The organism is Chryseolinea sp. T2, assembly GCF_037203685.1.
GTDB lineage: Bacteria > Bacteroidota > Bacteroidia > Cytophagales > Cyclobacteriaceae > Chryseolinea.
This window is the reverse complement of the sequence record NZ_JBBCAU010000005.1, coordinates 170,919-193,968: the sequence shown is the minus strand read 5'-3', so window position 1 is coordinate 193,968 and position 23,050 is coordinate 170,919. Positions and strand designations below refer to the sequence as shown.

Genomic DNA, 23,050 nt, shown 5'->3' with positions numbered 1-23,050 from the left:
CAGTGAATCAATACCTTCCACACATTGCATACGATTCTGTCGTATTGGGATTCTCTGGTGAGGAACTGAAAATCCTTATCATGGAGTACCATAACACTGGGCTATTTGCTTTGCCTGGTGGTTTTGTACGCACCGATGAGGACCTGGACAGCGCAGTGAGACGTGGTCTGCACGAGCGTACTGGATTATCGGAGATCTTCCTGGAACAGTTTCACACCTTCGGCGACGTAGCACGGTTTAAGCCTGAAGTGATGGAGGCGATTTTGAAAGCCAACAATCATGATGTTCCGGCCAATTATTGGATGAAGCAACGATTCATTTCTGTGGCCTATTATGCCCTGATAAACTACAACGACGTTATTCCTAAACCTGATGCTCTTTCCGATTCCTGCAGGTGGTATAACGTGGACAATCTCCCTCGACTCATTCTCGATCACAAAGGAATAGTCGAGAAAGCAATTGATACGCTGCGGCAGAACATTCACAGAAAGGTCGTTGGCGTCAATCTTCTGCCTGAAAAGTTCACAATGAATGAGCTCCAAAAGGTTTATGAGAAGATTATGGGACAATCAATGAGGAGAACGACTTTCCAACGAACCATGCTCGCAACCGACATGCTTGAGCGTCATGAGAAAAGGTTCACGGGAGGTGCGCACAAGGCTCCCTATCTGTATAGCTTTCGCCAGGCAGATAAAAGCCGGTAGCGCATGGGTTACACCGCTTGCCCCAATTAGATTTTGCCTTCGGTCCATTGTGGTTACTTTAAAGGGCATCTCAGGAAAGCATACGACAAATGAAAGGACAGCAGCCAAAAGGCGACTCGGGCATTTTTCACTTAGGTGTCCGTCCAATGGCCCGGCTACTTTCGGCGACCTTCATATTTTGCTTTGCCTGCATTGACCCATACGCGCCTGATGTTCTGAACGTCGACTACGGCATATTGGTAATCGATGGTTACTTCGTACCTAACGATACCACGCGCATACTGCTATCCAGGACTGTAACAATGGACTCACCAGATAACATGGCACCGGAACCAGCGGCGCAGGTTCGTATCGAGGGCAACAATGGTTTCAAGCTCACGCTTTCTCCCCAACCAAATCATACATATACTGCTCCTCCCGTGGCCGTTGATTACAGCGCGAGTTATCGCCTGTTAATCCACACTTCGGACGGACGCGAATATGCATCTGACTTCGTGTCGCTTGCTGCCAGGACTGTTGTTGACAGCGTCGCTGTGCATGAGAAGGTGGATAGCGAAGACGTCACGTTCAATGTATATGCTCATGACCCAAAGAATGCTTCCCGGTATTATTCGTATCAATTTGACGAGACGTGGGAATACATTGCGCGCGACTATTCAGTTTATAAATTCCAGGATGGTCAGATCGTTCCCAGAAATCGGGCAGACGAATTATACACCTGCTGGCGCACGCGTTCAGGCAGCGACATTAGCCTGACATCCACAGAACGCCTCTCAGAGGATGTAGTTTATGATTTTCCGATTCTCAGTATGAAGCAGTCGGATCGTCGTCTGTACTTTGCCTATAGCCTTAATGCGAGACAATATGTTCTTACGCCCGAAGGGTATACCTACTGGAAAGTAATAAGGCAGAATAGTGAAGAGTTGGGTTCATTGTTTGATCCATTGCCCGCGCAGCCTCATGGAAACTTCTCCTGTACATCTGAACCGGGACGTTCGGTGATTGGCTTTTTTACCGCTTCAGATGTAACAACGGCGCGGGTAGTCGTAAAGCGAGATGAGCTTAGAGGGCCAAATGAGTTGTATCAATCAGATGGCTATGAAAATTGTCCATCCAAAATCGTTTTGCTGGAATACATGAACGAGCAGGATCTTGCCGGGTGGCTGATTAACGACAAACGCTTCGACCTGGTAACTTTTGAATTGATCGGCTATTCCGTTTATCCCGAAGACTGTCTGAATTGCCGTCTGCGTGGGGGCACAACAGTGCGCCCCGCATATTGGAGATAACCGTACTGGGTGCACACTACTTCGCCGATGCCCTGGTACGATTGCGCGCCTGGTAAATTTTACTCAGTACTGACGCTTTTCCGTCAATGTGAGGTAGTGGAAGATTGAGTATCCTGGCAATGAACGGGTAAATGTGAATATTCTCAAACGCGTCAAGCGTATAGCCCTGCCGTATGTTTGGTCCGTTCGCATAAAATATTCCGTTCATTTCGGGCGTGTCACGCGGATCGTATCCATGCACTCCAGCCCATCCCCAGGGTTTCAAAAATCCTGCAAGGCTGCTGCGCTCCATATCAAGAAAATAATAACCTGCATCAGCCACAAGAAGCATATCTCCGGCTCTTTCGGTCCTGTAATGCCACCGTTCAGGATATTGCTCCTTCAGCAACACACGAAAATTCTTACTGTCTTTGTTCAGCCGATCAAACAGAGCTTTCCTTTTCTGATCATCTGATTGATAGATGTGAACATGACTACCAGAGTTCACAACAATGGTTCCTTCTTCCTTTTCAGAAAGTATTTCCGAAAGTAACAGGTAAGATGAGTCTTCCTGCTTGATTCCCTTCATTCCATGATCCGATACTACCATTACGTTGACAGGTACTTGAACACGGGAAATGCCTCTCATCACAAGTCCCAGGAGTGAATCCGCATGCAACACAGCATTACGAATCTCCTTGCTGTCAGGTCCGTACTGATGTCCAGCATCGTCCGTTACGGAAAAATAGAGAGATATGAATCTCGGCCTCTCCGCTGCCGGCAGGGCAAGCCAGCTTAGCACCTGCTGAACTCTATCTTTGTCGGGAATCTTTTCATTGTATGGAAAGAAGTAATCTGGTTGAGAATTCTTAACCTCAGATCCAATCCAGAAGAAGGAAGCCGATTTCAGTCCGTTGTTATGTGCAAGCTTCCAGATTGGTGTACCTCCGTAATAAATGGAATCAGCAACCGCCTTCTTGTTCTTCGATGTGTAATGTTCGTCAGTTTTCGGATCGTAAAAGTTATTATCAACGAGCCCATGATTTCCCGGATAAAGTCCGGTTACGATTGAGTAGTGATTAGGGAAAGTCTTCGAGGGAAAAGAAGGGATAAGCCCCTTTGCGCTGCTTCCTTTACGTATGAACTCTTTGAAATTCTTAGCGTCATACCTTTCAACATAATCATGACGGAATCCGTCGAAAGAAATGAGCAACACATGTGGCCCATCCTGCGCCAACGCGACCTGAAAGAAACAGCTAAGGGTTAAAAAAAGAAATGCGGCCTTCATAGGCCGCAAAACTATAAAAACATACAACATTTTTTGCACTGCTCCAGAATTCACCCTGACAATCAACTCGGATCATCATTTCGAACTCGCTCGTAAAAGCCAGCAGTTCTAACCAGCTTAATTGTGTCACCGTTGCAGTCAATACCTTTACTTGCTTCAATGATAGTGTAACCCGCACAAGCCTTCTTTGCAACTTTCTTCGCCTGCTTGTCCTGCGCACTGCTCCGATGTTCTGCACCCATAAACGTTAAGCCCGCCAGGCCCAACGTTAGAATTAGCGATACTCGTTTCATTTCCTTGAGATTTAAAGCCATTTGATCCTACAGAAAAAACTATACCATTTATACTATTACCCGTAAACGTTCTTCTGCTTAAAAGTTTGTGGAAAAATGTTCGCATTGACGAAACCTTTCTAACCACAATCTCTTCAATAGTCGCTTAAATCAAGCGGTCCGACTGTTGGCATCTACGCGCCTTCACTGTCTGACATGATAAAGTAACGAAAATCCGACCCGGGCGACTGAAGGCATTCGTCATCAACTGGCGATGACCGTTGACAAAACCCATTGCGGTTTTCGCAATGTGCTGAGATATAACGCCGTAATTTTCGGTGGATCACTGAAAAAAGTAGATGAAAAATTTCATGCATTAAATCGCAACTCCAACTGACGCCTGAATGTCGTCCCTAAATGCAAATCATCACCAAAATGAGAAGGGTTTTCGTTTTAGAGAGCGTTCATGATACTCTCTTTTTGAATCAATTTGTCAGGGTTAATTAGCTATTGCAATTCCTCTCAATACGTCTCCGGAACTAAGCTGATCAATACAACGGAACATCTATACGCAATGCGCGTGATCGCGTTGGTGAGGGGATCCAAACGTTACTATTCCAACGCGAGGCAGTGAATCCACTCTAAAATAAAAAAGCCATCCGAGGTTATCGGATGGCTTAAATTCAGAATGATGATCTATTAATTGGCTAAACGCACATTAACGGCATTCAATCCTTTCTTGCCTTCTTTCAGTTCAAAAGTGACTGCATCATTTTCGTGAATCTGATCAACCAGGAGGCCTGAAACGTGTACGAAATACTCCTGACCAGTCGCTGTTTCCTTAATGAAACCAAAACCTTTAGTTTCATTAAAGAATTTTACTCTTCCTTCTTTCATTAGTGATAAAATATAAAATTAATTAAGCCTCAAAGATAGTAGAATATTTTGAGTATGCCACACTTTCCAATATGTCTCCCGTTGTGACCATGTGCGCCTGCACAACAGCACTGGGAGTTGTGCAACTAATTGCGGTATATTTGCGTTAGAATATTCAGAAACAACTCCCCGGAGCCTGCCTCACCTAAGACCTTGGCTCCATTTTTTGAACTGGGAAATTCGCAGAGTGCAGAACGGAGATTGGTTTCTTTGAAGAAAGCAGAACATAATTTTAAAAAGCATAAAAGAGAAGGGATTTGTATGGGCTGGGTAACAGTTTACATTAGAGGACGCAGTGGATTTAAATCAGACGTTCAGCACGAGCTTGAACGCGCAGACCTGGAGATCCTCCCGGGGTTTGCAAACGAGCGCGGCGTAGCATTGTATTGGATCGCCGAAGACGTGACGCTTCGTGACTTTAAAAAGGCAATCGGAGCTAAAATCATTTTCAAACACCGCCTTAAGTTCTACGCAACTGTAGAGGAGTTTGTAGAAACCAAATTCAATGCTGCAGCTCCAGAGCTGGAGTTGAATTAACCCCCTGCGCACTGGTTTTGCAGCCACATCGACGCTGCATCGGCCAGTTCTGCCACCAAAGGCTTTTTGCCACGCATAAAAGCGTGATCCGCACCTTCAAACGTTTGCAGCTCAGCAGACGGTAAGCCCGAACAAACATCTCGTAACAGATCCAGTTGAGCTAATGCATCTTTGGTTCCCTGAAGGAAGAGCATTGGCAGAGATACATTCTTCAAATGTTCTGCTCGTGTTACTGCAGGTTCATTCGCCGGGTGCAAAGGAAATCCAAAGAAGACCAGCCCCTTCACTTTTGTTTGTTCCTGTTTGGAGAGATGCTGCGACGACATTCGCCCGCCAAAGGATTTTCCTCCAGCAAACAACGGTTGAGCTGGTGTAAGACCGTCCGCAAATTGAATGACTGCCTCAATTGTTTTTTCTGCCACTGGCGCAAAGTCAGGTCGCTTCTTTTTCGCCTCAATAAATGGAAAATTGAACCTCAGTGTAGTTACACCACGTGACGCTAACTCTCTTGCCAGCGACGACATGAAGGAATGTGTCATGCCTGCTCCCGCACCATGTGCCAATGTGAGCATGCACATCGAATCTTCCGCTACGTTCAGGATTGCACTTACATCACCAATGGATTCTGACACGTGAATTTTGTACGACGTTGTTTGCATGAAAGCAATATACACAATGAAGCCATCGTTCCCGAACAGCATTGGCACCCGAGACGATGGCTTCATATATGTTCAGGCTCACCTGAGCCTAGAAAATCCTTCCACTGTCAGCAGTGGCACCCCAATAGACATCCACATCATCATAGTAGCTGTGGTCATTCGTATCGGGCCAATGGTTCCTGTCGAAGCCTGGCATGTTTTGAAAAGCATCCTTTTCCCTGTCCAGCACAAAACATTCCTTATCACTGTTCAAGTACAACTGTTGATACGGAACAGCAAAAAGCTTTCCTCCCATTCCCAGGAAAGAACCAAATTCAAGCACTACATATTCAATCTGGCCGGTCTCAATGTTGATCATCAGATTGTCGATCTTTCCAAGATCTTCGCCCTGGAGATTCTCAACCTTATCACCTATGATCGAACTCGCTGTCAGGCGACGAACCGGTGCATTCGCATGAGGTCCTTCATGATTTCTGCCCGTTGCGTTGTCTACTTCATAATTCTTTCTCGTACCCATGGCTTATACGTTTTAATCCCTCGCTATTAGAATTAATAGCTATGGTTATTTGCATAAAAATCATGCAAGACTTTTCCCTGAATCCGGCCTGCATTAACATATTGAAAAAGCTAAATCACATTGTGCCTGGGGAAAAAAAATGACACATGTGGCAATTGTCGTCGGGATTCTAATCCCGGCTCCGACGGCGACGCTCTCTTCGTTCACGTCGTTCCTTCTTGGCCTGTTGCTTTACTTCTCTTGCCTGCTGCCTCTCTTCTTTTGCCTGAGTTCGCTCTGCCCTTGAACCTGCATTGTCCTGTTTGCCTTCCTGATACTCCGTCTCCTTAACGCCCTTCTTGCGATTAAACAATTTGTCAAGGAAGTTACGGTCCGATTTTGATAACTCACAGTCCAGCTTTTTCATCTGAGCTGGCGTCAACGATTCAAACTTTGCGTTGCTCAAGCGACTAAATGAAGGGTCCGCATTCATTTGCTGCAGGAAGCGTCCAACCACTGGCAACGCCGTGGCTGCTCCCTGACCCAATGCAGTACTTTTAAAATGGATGCGCGGATCGTCAGCACCTACCCAGCAGCCAATAACGAGTCGTGGCGTAATTGCAATAAACCATCCGTCCGTATTTGATTGTGTTGTACCTGTCTTGCCAGCTATGTCGTTTGAAAGCCCAAACCGCGTACGAAGCGAAGATCCTGTGCCTTCATTTACAACACGGCGAAGCATGTGCAGCATCATCGCTGAAGTTTCTTTGGAAATAGCTGCAACAGGTTCATCCCTGTTTACAAAATGATCCAGCACGACACCATGGGAATCAGCAATGGCAGTAATATATGCAGGAGACACGTGCTTACCCTGGTTGGCAAATGCGCTGTAAGCATTGACCATCTCTAACACAGAAATTGATGCCGTTCCAAGCGCAAGAGATGGCACCCTGGGCAGTTCACTTCGAATGCCCATACGCTCTGCCATTCGAATCGTGTTGCCTATCCCTGCTTGCTCAATTAGTTTTACCGATACCGTATTAACCGACCCTGCAAGCCCGCCCTCCATGCTATATTTTTGATCGTAAGTTCCTGCGTCACTGTTTTGTGGCGTCCAGTCTTCCATGTTCGTATAAGAAGTCTGTCTTGCCGAAACATAATCACAGGGGCTCACACCTTGTTCCATGGCAGCAGCATAAACGACCGGCTTAAATGTAGACCCAACCTGGCGCTTTGTTGATTCACGAACGTGATCGTACTGAAAAAACTCGTGGTTAATCCCACCAACCCATGCTCTAAGCGCACCCGTGTGAGGATCCATTGCAAGAAGTCCGGCCTGCAAAAACTTAAGGTGAAGCAACAATGAATCATAGATGCTGATCTCCTGTTCCTTTTCACCCTTCCAGTCAAATACGCGTCTCGTACCCTTCTTCTTTAACTCTGCCGTAATCTGGTCTTCACTAAGACCATCACGCTTCATCTCCTTATAGCTCGCCAACTGCGACAAATGAGACTTACCTACAGAAGCAAGTGTCGTCTTGCTGAGCTGCTGATTGAAGCGCGACTGTATAATCGCCATTTGGCTGCGTACGGCCTCTTCAGCAAACTGCTGAAGTCTCGAATCTATCGTAGTATATATTTTAAGTCCATCCGTATAGAGATTGTAAGGCGATCCATCAGCCTTCTTGTTTTGTCTGCACCAGGCCAAAAGCTCGGCCTTAATATAAGATCTGAAGTATGGCGCGAGACCCTCATTGTGTGAGAGCCTCTGATACTTTAAAGCCAGCGGCTTTGCCTGTAACTCATCCGCTTCTTTGACTGTCAAGTGCCCGTATTTTTCCATCTGTGCAAGAACCACATTGCGCCGCTGTTTGGCACGGTCGGGATACACGCGGGGATTGTAGCGATAAGTCGCTTTGAGCATACCTATTAAAACAGCCGATTCATCAGTAGCCAGCGACTGAACAGGCTTCGAGTAGAATCGTTCGGCTGCCGTCTTGATCCCAAAAACATTGTCACCGAAGGGTATTGTATTCAGATAGAGGGCAAGTATCTCCTGCTTGCTGTAGAGCTGCTCGATCCGGTGAGCGACAATCATTTCTTTAACCTTATTGATAGGCATGGAAAGAAACGTGTAGGACCTGCGTGGAAAAAGGTTCTTTGCCAGCTGCTGAGTGATCGTACTGCCGCCACCTGCCGACGCGTCCTGAAGGGCCAGTGTTTTTACAAATACTCTGAACAGACTTAAGATATCGATTCCGTGATGACTGTAAAATCGCGCATCCTCTGTACTGATAAGCGCATTTCTCAGTCCGTCAGGGATCTGATCCGGTGTAACAGGCGACCTCTCCTGAAGATAATACCGGCCAAGCAAAACACTGTCGGCGCTATAAACTTCCGTGGCAACCTGATTGTTGATTGATTGTAATTGTGATCGGCCCGGAACCTCACCAAAAACTCCTGCCCATACCAGGACAACAAATCCAGCCCCTGCAAGAACAATGAATACAATTCCGTACACCAGCCAACGAACGACTCCTCGCCGCTTACGCAGGCCCTGTACCATCCACTGAACGGCACTTCTTAAGGCTTTCCAAATGCTTACAAAGACACTTTCCATGGTTCGTCTGGCGAACTAACGAATTTGCCAGACAAAAAGCGTGCAGCAGTGTGCTTTTCAGCAAGAAATTGGAAGAAAAATTAACGCGGAGTCCGCAAATCCAATCACCATTGAATACCAGGCACAAACCGAAAGCGCCGATCTGCCGTCATCTGAATGAACCGATCTCCTATTTTTGCCCGAAGGTTATCAATGTAAACGTCGATCGATGTATCAAACATGTAAATCTCCGAGCCCCAGATGTTGCACAGCAGATTCTCATGACTGATTGCCTTAAGAGGATTTTGCGCGAAGAAAAACAGCAACTCAAACTCGGGCTTGCTAAGACTTATCTCTTTGTCCCGAATCCTGACGGAATGAGATCGTCTATTGATCATCAGTTCGCCTATGTTGAGCTCTGGAACTCGTTTACGGATAACGAAGCGACGCTTTAATACAGTTTTTACTTTGTACGTCAGTGCTCTCAGCCCAATTATTTTCTCTATGAAGTCGTCGCCTCCCGTTTCAAACGCAGCCTCCTGATAATAGCTCTCTGACTTGGCAGTCAGGAAGAAGATGTATGTATCTTCAAATCGCTTCATCGCCCGAAGCTCACGACATATTTCAATGCCATTTGGATGTGGCATCATAATATCGAGAATGATGAGATCTGGTTGAAACTCCTTTGCTGCCGAGATTGCCTGATAACTGTCTTCAAGTGCCTTAACCTTGAAGCCCTCTTTCTCAAGATTGTACTCTAACAACTCGAGGATATCCCAATCATCGTCGACCAATAGTACCTTGCCTGCCTTGTTGTCGCGCGCCACTGAATAACGGAATGTACGTAACGAAAGTACATAGTGCGTATTACCCGGCCGTTACTCGCCAATTATTTATAAGTGAAGTCACTTACGTCTACTTCATCGCTACCGCCTGCGCTACTGCATCCGCAGTATTGTCATCATACTGAACATTGATCCGGGTATCGGTGTCGATCCAGTTCTGAATCTTTTCAAGATTACTTTTCTTAAGCTTTTTCAACACGGGTACACCCATTCGTTTTAAGGCCTCAGCATTATAATGCTGTTCGAGCTGCGACTTCATCGGAACCACCATGAGCTTCTTTCCCATATACAACGCTTCGGCTGGAGTCTCAAACCCTGCGCCGCAAAAAACACCCCTGGAAGAGGCCACACTGATCGCGAAAGCACCCTTATTAACCGGGTACACTGAAAGTCGCCCACTGTGGTATGGCTTCTTCGCATGCTTTGAAAATACCTGCCACGAAACACCCTTGATTTTGTTTAATAGCGGCACGAGCTTCTTGTCGTCATAAGCAGGAAGATAAACAGTGTAATGATCGCCGTTTACAACTCTTGCCTCGCGAATTGATTTTCGGATTACCGGAGTATAAATGTTCGAATCGTATCGCTCGAAATGAAAGGACACAAATTTATCAACGGGTGCATAACTTTTTAGTACCCACTCACCAACCGGATCCATCTTCTTTGGCTTTGGTACGTGAGGTGACAGCAATGCAGTTTGATGAGACAGTCCCACACATGGGACCTCTCTTTTACGACACGCCCACGCTGTGATCGGTTCGAAATCATTGATGACCAGATCGTATTTTTCGACCGGGAACTTCTTTATTTCCTTGTACACATCCTTCGTGCTGTTATTCCTGAATGTCTTCAGAAAATCTATGCCCCCACTCTTGCCGAAGAAAAAGCTGAGCCCCTTCGAATAGTACTTAACTGGATAACTGAGCTTAATGTCTGCCTGAACACCACTTATAAAAATGTCAACGTCTCCATGTGAGCGCAATGCCGGTATAACATCTTCGGCACGGGCGAGGTGACCATTGCCTGTGCCTTGTATCGCGTAAAGAATTTTCATTTTTTCGGGGATAAGAATTCATCGACGAGCTCACGAAAGATCTCCTTGTTATCACGGTCGTCGCGAATCCGCTTCGGCAGCTTAATGCGTTGTGCTACCTGATCTTCCTGATAACGATAAATCCGCCAGCTACCCTCATGGTACTCCAGCGCAGAGAGGTTCTCGATCCAATCGCCGCTGTTAAGATACGTTACTTCCCCCTTATCAGTAACAATTTTTCTTATTTCCGGATGATGTATATGCCCGCAGACCACAAAATTGTAGCCGTTTTCAATGGCAATCTCGGCAGCCACTTTTTCAAAGTCATTGATAAACTTCACAGCTCCCTTTACACTGTCCTTGACCCTTTTGGAAAGTGAAATCTTATCACGCCCTAGCTTCGTCAGGCACCAATTCACAAAAGTATTCAGTATGATAAGCGAATCATATCCGATGGCACCCAGTTTAGCAAGCCATTTGGAATACTGCATGGTTACATCAAACACGTCGCCATGAAATATCCATGCACTCTGGCCGTTTAGCTTCAGCACAACCTTGTTATCGATGTGAAATGAACCTACGCGAAAACCGGCAAAGCGGCGCAGCATCTCGTCATGGTTCCCTGTGAGATAAACTACTTTGGTATTTCGCGTGACAAGTCCGGTGATGTGCTTCACCACCTGCATGTGCGACTTTGGCCAGAACCTTTTCGAGAACTGCCACATGTCAATAATGTCGCCGTTAAGGATGAGTCGCTTTGGACGGATGGTCTTTAGGTAGCGAAGCAATGCCTCCGCATGGCAGCCATACGTCCCGAGATGAATATCAGACAGTACGACGAGATCGACGTCTCTTTTTCGCTTTTTGCCCATGGCGTATAGAGTATCCGTATCGTTGTTGAATCTGAAATGCTTCAGATCCTTTCCTACACCCGCAGCGATTGCTCACTGCGGCCGCGACTAGAGGGCTGTATCGCAGACACGTTTACCCGCAACAAAGGTAGCACTTCGCCACCAGTCCAACACATCTGCACCTGTTATGAAATTGTTATGCGATCGAATGCGATCAGAAATGAAAGCGCAGATACTTGATCTTCTCCCCCTTCGCCGAAAATTGCTCCTCATATCGCGTCTTTATATCGAAGCATTCCGGACGCAACGGATCTTCATATAAATCACGCGTCCATCTCAGGTCATGAATATCATTTCGTTCCTGCACGCTTTCAAGCGTATACTCGAACAATGCCGTATTGTCTGTCTTCAATCGGATGTAGCTGCCTGGTTTAACCAGGCGCTTATATGAGTCAAGGTAGCGGGGACTTGTAAGACGTCTTTTGATGTCGCGCTTACGCGGACGAGGATCGGGAAATGTAATCCATATTTCATCGACTTCGCCTGGTGCAAAGAAATTCTCGATCAGCAAAATCGGTGTTCTTAAGAATGCAACGTTGGTTAAATTTTGCTCAACAGCCAGCGTACTTCCCTTCCATATGCGCTCACCTTTTATATCCACGCCTATAAAATTCCGTTCAGGAAAAGTCCGCGCCAGGTTAACGCTATATTCTCCCCTGCCACAGGCAAGTTCAAGCGTAATTGGACGGTCACTCTTAAAATGTTCCGCGTTCCAGTTGCCCTTAATACTTTCGTAGTTGTCCTTTGTCCTTTCTATGACATTGCTACGTTCTTCAATTATCTTAAACCGCTCCAGCTTGCGTTTCATAAATTGTCAATTTCAGCAACAGTGAATGTGCTTCCTCCTACAAAGATTAAATCGTTTTCTCCGGCGACACTTAAAGCTTTCTTAATCGCATCATTAACATCTGTTATCACCTCACCATAAAGACCTGCTCGTTCAGAAGCAACTTTAAGTTGCTCCGCAGGAAGCGCCCGCGGTATTTTTGCTTCACAAAAATAGTACGTTGCCTCCCGCGGCAATTCAACAAGAATCGATGTAATGTCTTTGTCCTTCACCATTCCAATAATCATATACAATCGCTCATACTGCTGCCCGTGAATCTGACCAACCACCTCACGGATGCCATCAATGTTGTGCCCGGTATCGCATACGAGTAATGGCCGGCGTGAAAGTACCTGCCATCGCCCTTTCAAATTTGTGTTAACCACGACACCAGCTAATCCTTTTACTACCTGTTCATTGCTTATACTAAATCCATTCAGCCTCAGTGTGTCAATCACGGCCAGCACTCCGGCGACATTCTTTCTCTGATAGTTTCCCTGTAGGGGAAGTTCTAACGATTCAAAAATAAGTTCCTCACCCTTCACAACACGGAGTGTATTGACGCCATTGTTGCTTAATTGATCGATCTCATAGGAATCAGTTGCAAATGAAATCGGTGACTTAAGATCACGGGCTCTTTGCAGGAACACGTGTTCAATATTTGCCTGTCGCTCGCTGATCACTACCGGGATCCCGGGCTTGATGATTCCAGCCTTCTCCCAGGCTATCTTCTCGAGTGTGTCACCGAGAATATCCTTGTGGTCCCAACCTATATTGGTGATGAGTGAAACTACCGGCGTGATCACGTTCGTTGAATCAAGCCTGCCACCGAGGCCCGTTTCGATTACCGCGACGTCAACTCCGGCATGAGCAAAATAATCAAACGCCATTGCCACCGTTATTTCAAAAAACGAAGGCTGAATCAGTTCAATATGGGTGCGTATTCTATTCACGAAATCCAGGACTGACGAACGGGAAACAGGTGTTCCGTCGAGACGGATTCGTTCGGTAAAATCCTTGAGGTGCGGCGACGTGTAAAGCCCGGTTCTGAAGCCTGCCTCCTGAAGCACCGAAGCAATCATGTGCGACGAACTTCCCTTTCCGTTCGTTCCTGCAATGTGAATGGATTTAAACTTCAGCTGGGGATTCCCAAGCGCCTCGCACAACCTGATTGTGTTCGAAAGATCATGCTTCAGCGCGGCCGCGCCAATGCGTTGAAACATCGGCAGGTTGGTGTAGAGAAACTGAACTGCGTCGTCGTAACTTTCGAACATGGGGCGACAATACTAGGAATTGCTGCCTTACAATCCAATCTCACGACGATTGATACCAAACTCGTCGGCGCTCATACGCAACATCGCCAGCACTTCATGATATGTAATAAGCTTGGCTTCTATGTAGGTAAGCTCATCGGTCTCGGCAAAGCCTTTCCGTTCTTTAAGCTCGCGTATGTTCTCGTGGATGGTAATCATTACATCCTGCAAAAACTGCACATACGCCGCCTCACCGTTCTTCAAGACACTCTTACTTGGATACTACCCGGAAAGTTATCTTTCCCTCAGACTGAGCAGGAAGGTTCGCACCCTTGGGAACAAACACAAGTTTTTCGATCATCTCTCTCAGCTTTCGCTCCGCTTCGAGACTAAGACCGCGCTGTAAAGGTTTAACAGAAATGACATCGCCATTCTCGTCTACCTTCACTATAAACTCATAAACTCCGTAAGCATCATCAGGCAACGTTGGTGTCTGAACCTTCGGCCAGTCAAATCCATTAAATCCTGACATTGAAACGCCACTGCCACCACCCGTTCCGCCTCCGGAACCAGGCGAACCATAAAGAGCCTTGGCATCAAGCTTACCCTCAGGACTTCCCTTATCGCCTACTTTGCCCTTGTCATCACCGTGATTCCCTAGCACACCAGCCTTTTCCCCCGACTCGCCCGTCCCCGCTGCCGTCTGCTCTTTGGGTTTAAACACTGCCTTTGAATCAACCGTAGGTGCCTCTGGCTTCTTCTCTTCTACCTTCTTCTCAGGCGCTTTCTCAACAACCTTTTCAGGAATCTTCTCTACAGGCTTTTCAACAGGAGGTTTCTTTTCTTCAGGCTTCTTTTCCTTGACTAAAACCGGACTTTCAGGATCGTCGTTCTTTTCAGCCACTTCTGGTTTCACTTCTTTCGCCTCTGCAACCGGCGCAGGTTGCTTCACCTCAGGTTGAGGTTGCTCCTTCACCTCAGGTGTTGACGCTGGTTCTTCCTGTCTCCTGGGAGCTTCTTCCTGGGTACCCCGGTTGCCTACTGGCTCCGTTGGCTGAAGGTCTCCAAAGCCTTCGTCATCCAGGCCGAAGTTTAATTCAACTCCTCCGCCCTGGGCTTCCCATGGTGGATCCGGGGGAGTCCACGCGACCAGCATAATAAGCGCTATCATTAGCAGGCCCTGAAGGCCGGCCGTAGTCAGGGCAGCAACGACGCGATTCTTCTTGTTCAATCGCTCTTCTTCCATCATCACCCTCAACTGCTTGCTTTGTCTGAAGAAGTCCTTCATGTCCCTAAATCTTTATTTAACCTCTCTCGGGTCTGAGGCAACTCGTGTTGATGTCCTGTGTACCTCGTCAATATTTCAATACCCACAGCTTGTCACCGTAGTCGCCGCCTTTCATTCCGTCAGCTGTCGACTGGGCATTTGCGTAAGTGTCTCCGTCGGCAACAGCCAACCGGTGAAACTGAACTTTACCGTATGGAGGAATGATGTGCGATGTCACACCTTTTGCGCTCAGCTTCTTTGCGTAGTCCATGATCAGATCGCCGTCAATAGAACTGGCGACGATAACATAGTATCGCCCGGAGCGACCGGTCAATGTTTCAATTGTCCCTGCCGGCAAAGCTGCCGGTGTTTCGGGCTGGGCCTGCTTCGCTGCTTCTTCGCGTTCACGCGCCGCCTGCTCAGCCGCTCTTCTCTGCTCCTCCTGCTCGGCAGCAAGTCTTTCACGTTCCCTTCTGGACTCAAGCGCCAATTGATTCGGGCGATAGTTTCCAAAATACCACCAGCTCAATCCGCCTGCTGCTATCAGCAATGCAACTACCAACAACACCTTTGGCCAAACGGAAGGCCGCTCTTCCTCATAAGAGTAATTGTAATTAGGCTCATAGTAAGTATTGTTCTCTTCTCCGAATTCCTTTCTCTCCTGAACAGGAGGTGCTGGTACATCCATGACCGGCTCAGGTGGAGTAAAGCCAGCGTCTGTCGAAGATGCGAACGGAGCGTCTTGCTCCCCGGCAGGCTCCTCGCGCTTTAGTGGCTCGTAGTCTATCTCGGGAAGTCCAAAGGAATCATCCGGGTTGTCGATGTTCTCTTTGTTTTCTTCTTCGTTCTCATTTGTAGGTGTTGACATATCAGGGAGCTTATGGTTATTCCTAAGTTAAAATTAATCAAAGTTAATCTTAATATTCAATCAATACAAGCCGCCTGACCTCCATCACTCCCACCAACAGACAGCCTCAACGACCACACCTATACTCTCCACCTAGAAACTCCAGGTGATCCCGGCAGTCGCCTGAAAGCCTCTTACCGGGTAGTTCAAAAATACAGGGTACTTGTTTGATATGATATTATTCAGTTGAACGAAAACACTGAAGCTTTGTGAAAAGATGTACTCAGTTTTAAAGTTCAGATCAAATGCCGCATCCAGCTTTACCGTTTTGTCAGTCACGGGATCAAATGCCTTCATTCCACCCTGAGCAATGATGTCTGCGCTCAGTAATATCTTATCATAAACGTTGTACGATCCATTGGCAGTGAACCGATATGTCGGACGATGCCAGGCCTCTGCAACATTGTTACCCGTCTTATAACCGAAGAAGTCGCCGCGCAACATGAACTTCGCCATCTCCGATTGCACGTAGCCCAACGCGACAAAAAGATTTACCCTGCGCGTACCTTCGCCAGTATCATACACCACATCAAATCTCGATTGATCAGTTTCTGACGTCACGAAATAGTAGTAATTCTTCAACGTTGCCATTGACAAGCCGGCATGCGCCGAAATTTTGCTGCCCAGTCTCGCCTTGATTCCACCCGTGAAGTCAATGGCTTTGTTTGTATGAAAGATAGGCACATTTGAGCCAAGCCAGAGGTTCTCATATGACAACGACTGTAAAGACACTTTTTCAATTCCACCGGTCAATGATGCGAATACGTCAAGCGTTGGTGTAATGGGGTACGTTGCTTCGATGTCCGGATAGACGTGAAGATTCTTAGAATCGATAGTATCGTTCTCAAAGGCAACCTTCAAACCAGCTTTCACTTTCAGATCTTCGACTGGCTCGAACTGAAAAGACGGGGTGACAACAAAGAGATTTCTGGCCCCTATATTAACCTTCGAATCTTTTCTGTTGATCATCGTGTAGTCTGCATCGATGTTGATCCGTTGATCGTCATTTAGCTTGTAGGCGGATCTGAAAAGCAAATCGATCTGCGTTTCCTTTGCGTCGAACTTATCGTTCAGATGGCTGAGACCAGCCCCGAGCTTATAAGAGAAATCCGTGTTCGACGAATTCGTCAGATCACCATATACCTTAAACAAATTGTAGAACTGCTTAATCGCCGTTGCATTAACGGACGCGCCCTCCGGATAGCCATAAAAATGCGTCGTCCTGTTCTCGAAGTCCACATTACCGGATAGAGCGATGGCGTCGTTAAAAGTCTTGCCAAAAACGCTTATGCCCGATGTTCCTCCTCCTGAATTCTTTCCATCAACAGGACCGCGGGCTGAGCTATGATGATAAGCATGTGCACCCAATAACTTGTTTTTATCGCGCGTCGTATTGTAGTATGCTTCCAATAATGGTGACACATAATTTCCGAATCCGGCGCGCACATATCCCCCATAAACTTTAGACTCGCCCTCCTGTTTCAATTTCAAAGGACGAAGCTGCATACTGATCGGAGGAGGCTGAAAATTAACCGACTTAAAATCGTAAGTGATCGGCGGCTTTATAGGTTCAGATGCGCGAGGTGGTATTTTGTCAAAGTTTCGGTTTGCCTCGGGCAACGTGATCTGACGTTCTGTGTAGATCTTTATTTCAACGTTCTCAATTCCGCCATCCTTCTCCCAGTCCTTCTTTGGCTTTCCCTTGTCTTTGTCAGTTACCTGACCATAACCAGCAAGAGTACCCGCCACTACGAGAGTAGTTGTAAGACCAATCAACCGGAATGCCTTTCGCTTCATAATCTCGTTATACTTGAACGATTTCGTCATTTCAAAAAAATAGTTATCGATTAACATCCAGTGTATCCTGTTCTGCTTCGGCCTCTTTTTCAGCCTGCCCCTTCTCGATCACGGCGAGCTTTGCCCTGGCCTCGTCTTTGATCTTTTGCTGAGGGAATCCATCAATTAGAGACTTCAACGTCTCTTTCGCCTGAAACACGTTATCCATTGCAACGCAGTTGTCAGCTATGAGCAGGTATGATCTTCCAACCCAGTCTTCATATGATGAGAAATCATTGTTCAGACTAATCAGCGTTTCGTACGACTGCTTGTATTGCTTTTGCTGATAAAACACCTGGGCCAGCAGATACTTTGCCTCGGCTCCATACTCATCGCGCGCGGCGTTTAGCGTATTCAGGAATTCGTCCTTGGCTCCATCAAGATCTCCTTTGGCAAAGGCTGTCTTTCCAAGAAAGAGTGAAGCCTTGTTCTGAGCACCCGCACTAACATTCCCACGAGCCAGGATAAGCTTTGCGTAGTAGTCTGTCGAATCATACTGCTTCAACTGATAAAAAGACTCCATCAACCCCGACCATCCCAGGAACTGATCTTTGGGATTTGTTGCCTGGCGTACAAAGCTCCGGTAAGAAACCGCAGCATTGTCGTACCTGCCCTGACGATATTCGATCTCTGCCACACGTCCTACAGACTTACCAGCAAAGCCCGAGGGAATCTCTTCAGCAACCTCCTTGTACAAAGGAAGGGCCTGGTCATAGTCGCGGAGACGATAATATGATTCCGCTACATAGTATTTTGCTTCATACGTTTTTGCCGACTGCGGATAGCTGCTCAGGAAACCCTTAAGGCTATTGATGGCCTTCTGATACTGCTGATCGAAATACAAATTCTTCGCAGTTTCGAACTCTACGCTTTCAAGTCCTTTGTTATCCGGATTGGCAGACTTGATCATCGCGAGATATTTATCAAAATCGCCGGACTTGCCAGCGAGGTTCATGGCCTCCTGCAATGGCAATAACACATCCTGGGCCGCAGGATGCGTTGGATACTGCTGAATGAGCGCACTGTAGTCTCCTATTGTCTTATCATACTGCTTCAGGTTGAAGAATGCTGCACCACGACGCATAAATGCAAGCGGAATGAATCGTGCGTCGGTACCTGTTCGAATGATTTGTGTTAATGCATCTATGGCTGCCTGATTATTGCCTTGCTCAATGTCAAACTGTGCAAGCTGGAATGTTGCCTCATCGCGGTATCGGGACTTAGGATACGACTTTGCCAGTTCGCTAAAGCTGCTCCTCGACTCAGGATACTTTCCCTGGATACCATAGATCACGCCCGATTGAAGAAGGACATAATCATTGTCAGGTGAACCAAGCGTTCGCGCCTTGCTATAACTATCCAACGCATCGCTGTACTGTTTCTTCACATAGTAACAGTCGGCAATACGGATTACCGCGTCAGCATAATTGGGCGTTGATTTGTTGCTTCCGCTGACAAACTCTTTGAAGTTTGCCATCGCTTTGTCGTATTCTTTTGTATTGTAGTACGAATAGCCGAGTCCGTATTTTGCCTTGAGCAAAATGTCCGGATCAGCGTCAGACGACACACCAATTACTCGCTGATAACTGGAAATCGCCTCAGACCATCGCTTGCCAATAGAATATGCCTCACCATTCCAGTAACTCGCAAGCGCCACATACCGCTTGTCTTTCGGATACTCCAGCGACTTGTTAAAGTTTGCAACAGCCTGCTCATATTCACCCTTGTTAAAGAGTTCTGTTCCTTTCAGGAAAGATGCCTTTTGAAATGCCTGATCGATATACTGATTACGTGAAGGCAGTGTTTCGATGTATTCAATTGCCTTGTTGTAATTGTTCCCATTGACATACGCCTGAGCAAGCAGCTCATTTACTTCAACTGCATGCGTGCTCCTTGGATACTGCTCCAGATATTTTTCAAACTCATCTATCGCCAGATCTGGTTTACCGGCGTCGTAGGCAACCTTCGCGTATTGAAAAGAACTTTCCTCTGCTAACCTCGCATCTTTAGGATTCTTGCGCGCATGGCTAAATGAATTCAGGGCATATGGCTTGTTTCCTTTTTTGAGGTACAGAACGCCCAGGTAATATGACGCGTAATAGCCAACGGTATCCTTAGCTGCAGCTGCACGCTCGAGGTAAGCAATGGCCTTATCGGTATTGCCTGCAGAATAGTTCGCATAGCCGGCGCGGAAGAGAAGCGACGACTCGGCCTTCGGAGCATTTTCCAGATATTTCTCGTACGCCTCCAGTGCTTTCTTGAAGTCGCCCTTGTAATACTGCGCTTCTGCAACCAGAACAGAAATTTCATTTTGATTGGTAACATCAGTGCGCGACTTCAGCGTGTTGGCATACTCGAGCACTGTGTCGTATCGTCCCTGCCTGTAGTAAATGTTAACAATCAGATACGGAACGATCTTGGCATAAGCGGCATTCGCTTCCGCCTTCTTGAGATCAGTAAGAGCTTCGTCAAATCTTCCTTTAGAATATTCGATAAAGCCTGCATAGTAGTTAGCGGCCGGTGAATAGGTATTGGATAATCTTTTTACAAAGTTGAACTGTTCCAATGCCTCTTCAAGCTTCTTTTGATTGAAGTATGAGTAACCCCATTTGAAATGAGCCTGCGCCTGTTGATCTGATGTGAGGGCAGCGAAGTCGAGCTTCCGATAATAGGTTGACGCCTTCACATAGTTGCCCTGTGAGTAAAAGAAATTGGCCAGGTCATAGTACGCTGTCGCAGCCTTCGGACTTGCAGCGTTGTTGTCGATAAAATCGTCGATTAGCTTCTCGCCATCCTTATGCCCCAGAGTGAGCGCGCTGAAAGCAACGTAGTACTCCGCTTCCGAGCGTCTTGAGTCTGTAACGGGAGCTGCCTGAAGAAAATCGCTAAACACCTGACGCGCGGCGCCATAGTTGGAATGGTTCACCAACTCTGTACCACGACGATAAAGCATTTCAACTCGGTTTTGAGATAGCTGGTCCTGGGCAAATGATTGATGAAGTGAAGCAACAAATAAGAATAGAATTATATACCTGTGCATTACAGTATGTCTGGGTTGTGAGTAGAACAGTGTTCCAAAAAAAATATTGCAAAAAAGGAACCAAAAAGCTTAAAAAGTAGCTGCCTTCAAAAAAGGCTAGACTTCCAGGACTTAAAGGTAATGCCCGGATGAGGAGATGTGCAAATTTGTTTTGCAATAAAGAATCGACGAATTAATTCATCATTCTCCAAACAAGCTCTCTTACGATCTGACCTTCATCAGCACTTCCGGTGTTCACACCTTTCAGTTTAAGATCGGCGTCTTTGAGCGAACTAATGATATCAATCAGTTTTGGAGTCTGATAGACACGTAAAGCACTACTGTAGTCACGCGCTGCATAAGGACTCACTTTCAATTCACTAGCAAGCCCTTTGTCACTCTTGTCTGTGGCCTGGCTTGCGGCGAGAAGCTTGCTGAAAAAAGAATACAGGAAGGCAACAACTGGTATGGCGGGATTCTTTTTGGTATTGGATTCAAAGTAGTTAACGATCTTGTTCGCCATGATGTGATCGCGTTGCACAATGGCTCTCTGCAATTCGAAAATATTGTATTCTTTGCTGACGCCAACCTGATTCATCACCAGATTGGCAGTGATCGCCTCTCCCGGCTGCAGCGATATGATAAGCTTGTCGATCTCGTTGGCGAGGCGATGAAGATCGTTACCCACGAACTCACACAATGCTCTTATAGCCTGGTCCTCGATAGGAATCTTACGGTCAGTCGTATACTCATTGACGAATTCAGGAAGCTGATTGTCATAAAGTTTCTTAGTGCTCAGCGCTACTGCAAGCTGATCGATCTTCTTCCCTAGTTCTTTGCGCTTGTCGAGTGATTTATGTTTGTGGCAAAATACCAATACCGTCGAGGGAACCTTCTTCGATAAGTAATCCAGAAGCAACTTCGATCCCGATTCCCGGTTAAGATCCTGGATGTCCTGGGCCTCCTTTACGATTACCACCTGTCGCTCAGCCATCATAGGAAACCTCCTGGCATTGGTAAGAATGGCGGCCATCGTCACATCCTTGCCATACAGCACCACCTGATTGAAGCCCTTGTCTGCATCGCTCAGTGCATACTTTTCGATGAAGTCTGCTATAAGGTCTATGTAGAATGGCTCCTCACCCTGTAGGAAATATACTGGCGCGTACTTGTTGCTCTTAATGTCTGTTAGAATCTTCCTGACTGCGGCATCCATTAGCTTACCTTCTTTTTACCGCTAAAGGTAATAGCAGATCCGACACCAACCAATGCGCCGGCAAAATGCGACTCCCAGGATACACGCGGATCAGTTGGCAGCACTCCGTAAAACACTCCACCATACAGGATTAGTACCGTCAATGAAATGATAATGGACATAAAATCGCGTCTGAGGAACCCAAAGAATATCAGGAAAAAAGCAAGTGCATACACCAGTCCACTGGCTCCGATGTGATTAGCTGGACGGGCGAAAAGCCAAACGAGAATGTTGGTCCAGAAATATGCCCGGGTGAAAACCTGCCCGCCAATGGGCTTGTAAAAAAAGAAGAGCACGGCACCAAGGAAAAGCATGGGAACCGTGTTGGATATGAGGTGCAGAACATCACCGTGAATCAGAGGCATCGTGAATATGCCTATCAATCCATGAAACGTTCGCGGCGTAATGCCGAAGTCGTTTAGAGGAAAGTTGAGAAGGATCTCGAGATAGAATGCAGCCCACATCAGAAACACCAGTCTAAAGGGTACTATGGAGCTGCCAAAAATTGTCGACTCAGATGCCATATTGATTTTCGGGTGCAAATATGAAGATTGCCCGTCAACGGGAAGGCACGTCGCCGCAAAAAATATCAAACTTTCATCGGATCGTGGATCACGGCAAGTTCTACATACTTAGCTTCCTCGTCAGTTACTGTGTTCATCCCCCAAATCCCTCCTGATGACGACGCTATCTTAGAAGCCAGTTGGCGAAGCATCTGGTACACCTGGGCAGCAAACTTCCTGTCCATTTTCGCAAAAACAGTGTCCAGCTGACCTAGCTCTTTCATTATGGCCACACCCCTTTCTGCCGGTGTGTGAGGATAACTCTGTATGAGAACTTTCAATTTGTCTTCAAAATCCTGCGAAACCTCAATCAGGTAGCCCGCCAGTACAGCGCTCGTCTTCTTTTGTGTTTGCGTGATCGCCTCCTTGATCTCCTTCTTATCGATGTTGCCATCGGCACCCGCAATGAGTATACATACAAGTACCGGCGCTTTCAGCATCAGGTCGATTTCCCCATCCGTTAATTTCTCAAACTCTCTTATCATAGCACTAGAAACAGCCTGTTGACTGTACGACTGGAATTTTACGCCAAACAACGAGAATAAATGCGCTTTCTTTTTCCGAATTGGACCCTTA

22 protein-coding genes are annotated in these 23,050 nt (G+C 46.7%); 3 read left to right on the top strand and 19 right to left on the bottom strand.

Annotated elements, in window-relative coordinates:
• Positions 1 to 2 precede the first annotated feature (2 nt).
• Entirely contained in the window at positions 3 to 704 is a 702-nt protein-coding gene (locus tag WBG78_RS17600; protein ID WP_337327776.1) for an NUDIX hydrolase, read from the top strand.
• A gap of 89 nt (positions 705 to 793) precedes the next feature.
• Positions 794 to 1,993 (top strand): DUF4249 domain-containing protein, encoded by a 1,200-nt coding sequence (locus WBG78_RS17595; protein ID WP_337327775.1) that lies wholly within the window; start codon positions 794 to 796, stop codon positions 1,991 to 1,993.
• A 16-nt stretch (positions 1,994 to 2,009) separates the two neighbouring features.
• Here the strand turns inward: WBG78_RS17595 and WBG78_RS17590 are convergent, their stop codons facing one another.
• The 3 genes from WBG78_RS17590 to WBG78_RS17580 all read right to left on the bottom strand — a co-directional run bounded on the left by WBG78_RS17590 (position 2,010) and on the right by WBG78_RS17580 (position 4,429).
• Positions 2,010 to 3,260, bottom strand: coding sequence for an alkaline phosphatase family protein (locus WBG78_RS17590; RefSeq protein WP_337327774.1), 1,251 nt, complete (start codon positions 3,258 to 3,260; stop codon positions 2,010 to 2,012).
• A 62-nt stretch (positions 3,261 to 3,322) separates the two neighbouring features.
• Positions 3,323 to 3,553 (bottom strand): hypothetical protein, encoded by a 231-nt coding sequence (locus WBG78_RS17585; RefSeq protein WP_337327773.1) that lies wholly within the window; start codon positions 3,551 to 3,553, stop codon positions 3,323 to 3,325.
• A 678-nt stretch (positions 3,554 to 4,231) separates the two neighbouring features.
• Positions 4,232 to 4,429, bottom strand: a complete 198-nt coding sequence (locus WBG78_RS17580; RefSeq protein WP_025537821.1) for a cold shock domain-containing protein — start codon at positions 4,427 to 4,429, stop codon at positions 4,232 to 4,234.
• Positions 4,430 to 4,729: 300 nt separating this feature from the next.
• Between WBG78_RS17580 and WBG78_RS17575 the strand changes: the two genes are divergently transcribed.
• Positions 4,730 to 5,005, top strand: a complete 276-nt coding sequence (locus WBG78_RS17575) for a hypothetical protein (protein WP_337327772.1) — start codon at positions 4,730 to 4,732, stop codon at positions 5,003 to 5,005.
• Here WBG78_RS17575 and WBG78_RS17570 read toward each other — a convergent pair.
• From WBG78_RS17570 to WBG78_RS17495, 16 genes are all read right to left on the bottom strand, one after another.
• The gene (locus WBG78_RS17570) at positions 5,002 to 5,730 is read right to left on the bottom strand and encodes an alpha/beta hydrolase family protein (protein WP_337327771.1); all 729 of its coding nucleotides are present in this window, start codon (positions 5,728 to 5,730) and stop codon (positions 5,002 to 5,004) included. The two genes, WBG78_RS17575 and WBG78_RS17570, sit on opposite strands and share 4 nt — an antisense overlap.
• A 22-nt stretch (positions 5,731 to 5,752) precedes the next feature.
• Positions 5,753 to 6,181 carry a PRC-barrel domain-containing protein gene (locus WBG78_RS17565; RefSeq protein ID WP_337327770.1) on the bottom strand — a complete coding sequence of 143 codons (429 nt, stop codon included), beginning with the start codon at positions 6,179 to 6,181 and terminating at the stop codon, positions 5,753 to 5,755.
• Between the two features lie 169 nt (positions 6,182 to 6,350).
• A complete protein-coding gene (locus tag WBG78_RS17560) occupies positions 6,351 to 8,780 on the bottom strand; it encodes a penicillin-binding protein 1A (RefSeq protein WP_337327769.1) in 2,430 nt (809 codons plus the stop codon).
• Positions 8,781 to 8,884: 104 nt separating this feature from the next.
• Positions 8,885 to 9,586, bottom strand: a complete 702-nt coding sequence (locus tag WBG78_RS17555; protein ID WP_337327768.1) for a response regulator transcription factor — start codon at positions 9,584 to 9,586, stop codon at positions 8,885 to 8,887.
• An 88-nt stretch (positions 9,587 to 9,674) separates the two neighbouring features.
• Positions 9,675 to 10,658 carry a glycosyltransferase family protein gene (locus WBG78_RS17550; protein WP_337327767.1) on the bottom strand — a complete coding sequence of 328 codons (984 nt, stop codon included), beginning with the start codon at positions 10,656 to 10,658 and terminating at the stop codon, positions 9,675 to 9,677.
• The gene (locus tag WBG78_RS17545; protein ID WP_337327766.1) at positions 10,655 to 11,509 is read right to left on the bottom strand and encodes a UDP-2,3-diacylglucosamine diphosphatase; all 855 of its coding nucleotides are present in this window, start codon (positions 11,507 to 11,509) and stop codon (positions 10,655 to 10,657) included. The genes WBG78_RS17550 and WBG78_RS17545 overlap by 4 nt, the downstream gene beginning before the upstream one ends.
• A gap of 193 nt (positions 11,510 to 11,702) precedes the next feature.
• Entirely contained in the window at positions 11,703 to 12,356 is a 654-nt protein-coding gene (gene trmB, locus WBG78_RS17540; RefSeq protein WP_337327765.1) for a tRNA (guanosine(46)-N7)-methyltransferase TrmB, read from the bottom strand.
• Complete coding sequence (locus tag WBG78_RS17535) at positions 12,353 to 13,648, bottom strand: bifunctional folylpolyglutamate synthase/dihydrofolate synthase (RefSeq protein ID WP_337327764.1); 1,296 nt, start codon at positions 13,646 to 13,648, stop codon at positions 12,353 to 12,355. The genes trmB and WBG78_RS17535 overlap by 4 nt, the downstream gene beginning before the upstream one ends.
• 27 nt (positions 13,649 to 13,675) lie before the next feature.
• Complete coding sequence (locus WBG78_RS17530) at positions 13,676 to 13,891, bottom strand: hypothetical protein (RefSeq protein ID WP_337327763.1); 216 nt, start codon at positions 13,889 to 13,891, stop codon at positions 13,676 to 13,678.
• Positions 13,892 to 13,898: 7 nt separating this feature from the next.
• The gene (locus WBG78_RS17525) at positions 13,899 to 14,915 is read right to left on the bottom strand and encodes a hypothetical protein (RefSeq protein WP_337327762.1); all 1,017 of its coding nucleotides are present in this window, start codon (positions 14,913 to 14,915) and stop codon (positions 13,899 to 13,901) included.
• A gap of 67 nt (positions 14,916 to 14,982) precedes the next feature.
• On the bottom strand, positions 14,983 to 15,762 hold the full coding sequence (locus WBG78_RS17520) for a hypothetical protein (protein ID WP_337327761.1): 780 nt from the start codon (positions 15,760 to 15,762) through the stop codon (positions 14,983 to 14,985).
• Positions 15,763 to 15,894: 132 nt separating this feature from the next.
• The gene (locus WBG78_RS17515) at positions 15,895 to 17,628 is read right to left on the bottom strand and encodes a hypothetical protein (RefSeq protein WP_337327760.1); all 1,734 of its coding nucleotides are present in this window, start codon (positions 17,626 to 17,628) and stop codon (positions 15,895 to 15,897) included.
• Positions 17,629 to 17,641: 13 nt separating this feature from the next.
• Positions 17,642 to 20,677, bottom strand: coding sequence for a tetratricopeptide repeat protein (locus WBG78_RS17510; protein ID WP_337327759.1), 3,036 nt, complete (start codon positions 20,675 to 20,677; stop codon positions 17,642 to 17,644).
• 172 nt (positions 20,678 to 20,849) lie between these two features.
• A complete protein-coding gene (gene holA / locus WBG78_RS17505; RefSeq protein WP_337327758.1) occupies positions 20,850 to 21,872 on the bottom strand; it encodes a DNA polymerase III subunit delta in 1,023 nt (340 codons plus the stop codon).
• Complete coding sequence (locus tag WBG78_RS17500; protein WP_337327757.1) at positions 21,872 to 22,435, bottom strand: rhomboid family intramembrane serine protease; 564 nt, start codon at positions 22,433 to 22,435, stop codon at positions 21,872 to 21,874. Before WBG78_RS17500 ends, holA begins: the two co-directional genes overlap by 1 nt.
• A 65-nt stretch (positions 22,436 to 22,500) precedes the next feature.
• The gene (locus tag WBG78_RS17495; RefSeq protein WP_337327756.1) at positions 22,501 to 22,959 is read right to left on the bottom strand and encodes a hypothetical protein; all 459 of its coding nucleotides are present in this window, start codon (positions 22,957 to 22,959) and stop codon (positions 22,501 to 22,503) included.
• Between the last annotated feature and the right edge of the window lie 91 nt (positions 22,960 to 23,050).

What these genes read in the sequence shown, in the direction of transcription:
- WBG78_RS17525 (WP_337327762.1), bottom strand. Translation starts at nt 14,915, where the DNA reads ATGAAGGACTTCTTCAGACAAAGCAAGCAGTTGAGGGTGATGATGGAA.
- holA (WP_337327758.1), bottom strand. Translation starts at nt 21,872, where the DNA reads ATGGATGCCGCAGTCAGGAAGATTCTAACAGACATTAAGAGCAACAAG.
- WBG78_RS17595 (WP_337327775.1), top strand. Translation starts at nt 794, where the DNA reads ATGAAAGGACAGCAGCCAAAAGGCGACTCGGGCATTTTTCACTTAGGT.
- WBG78_RS17495 (WP_337327756.1), bottom strand. Translation starts at nt 22,959, where the DNA reads ATGATAAGAGAGTTTGAGAAATTAACGGATGGGGAAATCGACCTGATG.
- WBG78_RS17550 (WP_337327767.1), bottom strand. Translation starts at nt 10,658, where the DNA reads ATGAAAATTCTTTACGCGATACAAGGCACAGGCAATGGTCACCTCGCC.
- WBG78_RS17560 (WP_337327769.1), bottom strand. Translation starts at nt 8,780, where the DNA reads ATGGAAAGTGTCTTTGTAAGCATTTGGAAAGCCTTAAGAAGTGCCGTT.
- WBG78_RS17570 (WP_337327771.1), bottom strand. Translation starts at nt 5,730, where the DNA reads ATGAAGCCATCGTCTCGGGTGCCAATGCTGTTCGGGAACGATGGCTTC.
- WBG78_RS17545 (WP_337327766.1), bottom strand. Translation starts at nt 11,509, where the DNA reads ATGGGCAAAAAGCGAAAAAGAGACGTCGATCTCGTCGTACTGTCTGAT.
- WBG78_RS17535 (WP_337327764.1), bottom strand. Translation starts at nt 13,648, where the DNA reads ATGTTCGAAAGTTACGACGACGCAGTTCAGTTTCTCTACACCAACCTG.
- WBG78_RS17510 (WP_337327759.1), bottom strand. Translation starts at nt 20,677, where the DNA reads ATGCACAGGTATATAATTCTATTCTTATTTGTTGCTTCACTTCATCAA.
- WBG78_RS17580 (WP_025537821.1), bottom strand. Translation starts at nt 4,429, where the DNA reads ATGAAAGAAGGAAGAGTAAAATTCTTTAATGAAACTAAAGGTTTTGGT.
- WBG78_RS17590 (WP_337327774.1), bottom strand. Translation starts at nt 3,260, where the DNA reads ATGAAGGCCGCATTTCTTTTTTTAACCCTTAGCTGTTTCTTTCAGGTC.
- trmB (WP_337327765.1), bottom strand. Translation starts at nt 12,356, where the DNA reads ATGAAACGCAAGCTGGAGCGGTTTAAGATAATTGAAGAACGTAGCAAT.
- WBG78_RS17520 (WP_337327761.1), bottom strand. Translation starts at nt 15,762, where the DNA reads ATGTCAACACCTACAAATGAGAACGAAGAAGAAAACAAAGAGAACATC.
- WBG78_RS17515 (WP_337327760.1), bottom strand. Translation starts at nt 17,628, where the DNA reads ATGACGAAATCGTTCAAGTATAACGAGATTATGAAGCGAAAGGCATTC.
- WBG78_RS17585 (WP_337327773.1), bottom strand. Translation starts at nt 3,553, where the DNA reads ATGAAACGAGTATCGCTAATTCTAACGTTGGGCCTGGCGGGCTTAACG.
- WBG78_RS17565 (WP_337327770.1), bottom strand. Translation starts at nt 6,181, where the DNA reads ATGGGTACGAGAAAGAATTATGAAGTAGACAACGCAACGGGCAGAAAT.
- WBG78_RS17500 (WP_337327757.1), bottom strand. Translation starts at nt 22,435, where the DNA reads ATGGCATCTGAGTCGACAATTTTTGGCAGCTCCATAGTACCCTTTAGA.
- WBG78_RS17575 (WP_337327772.1), top strand. Translation starts at nt 4,730, where the DNA reads ATGGGCTGGGTAACAGTTTACATTAGAGGACGCAGTGGATTTAAATCA.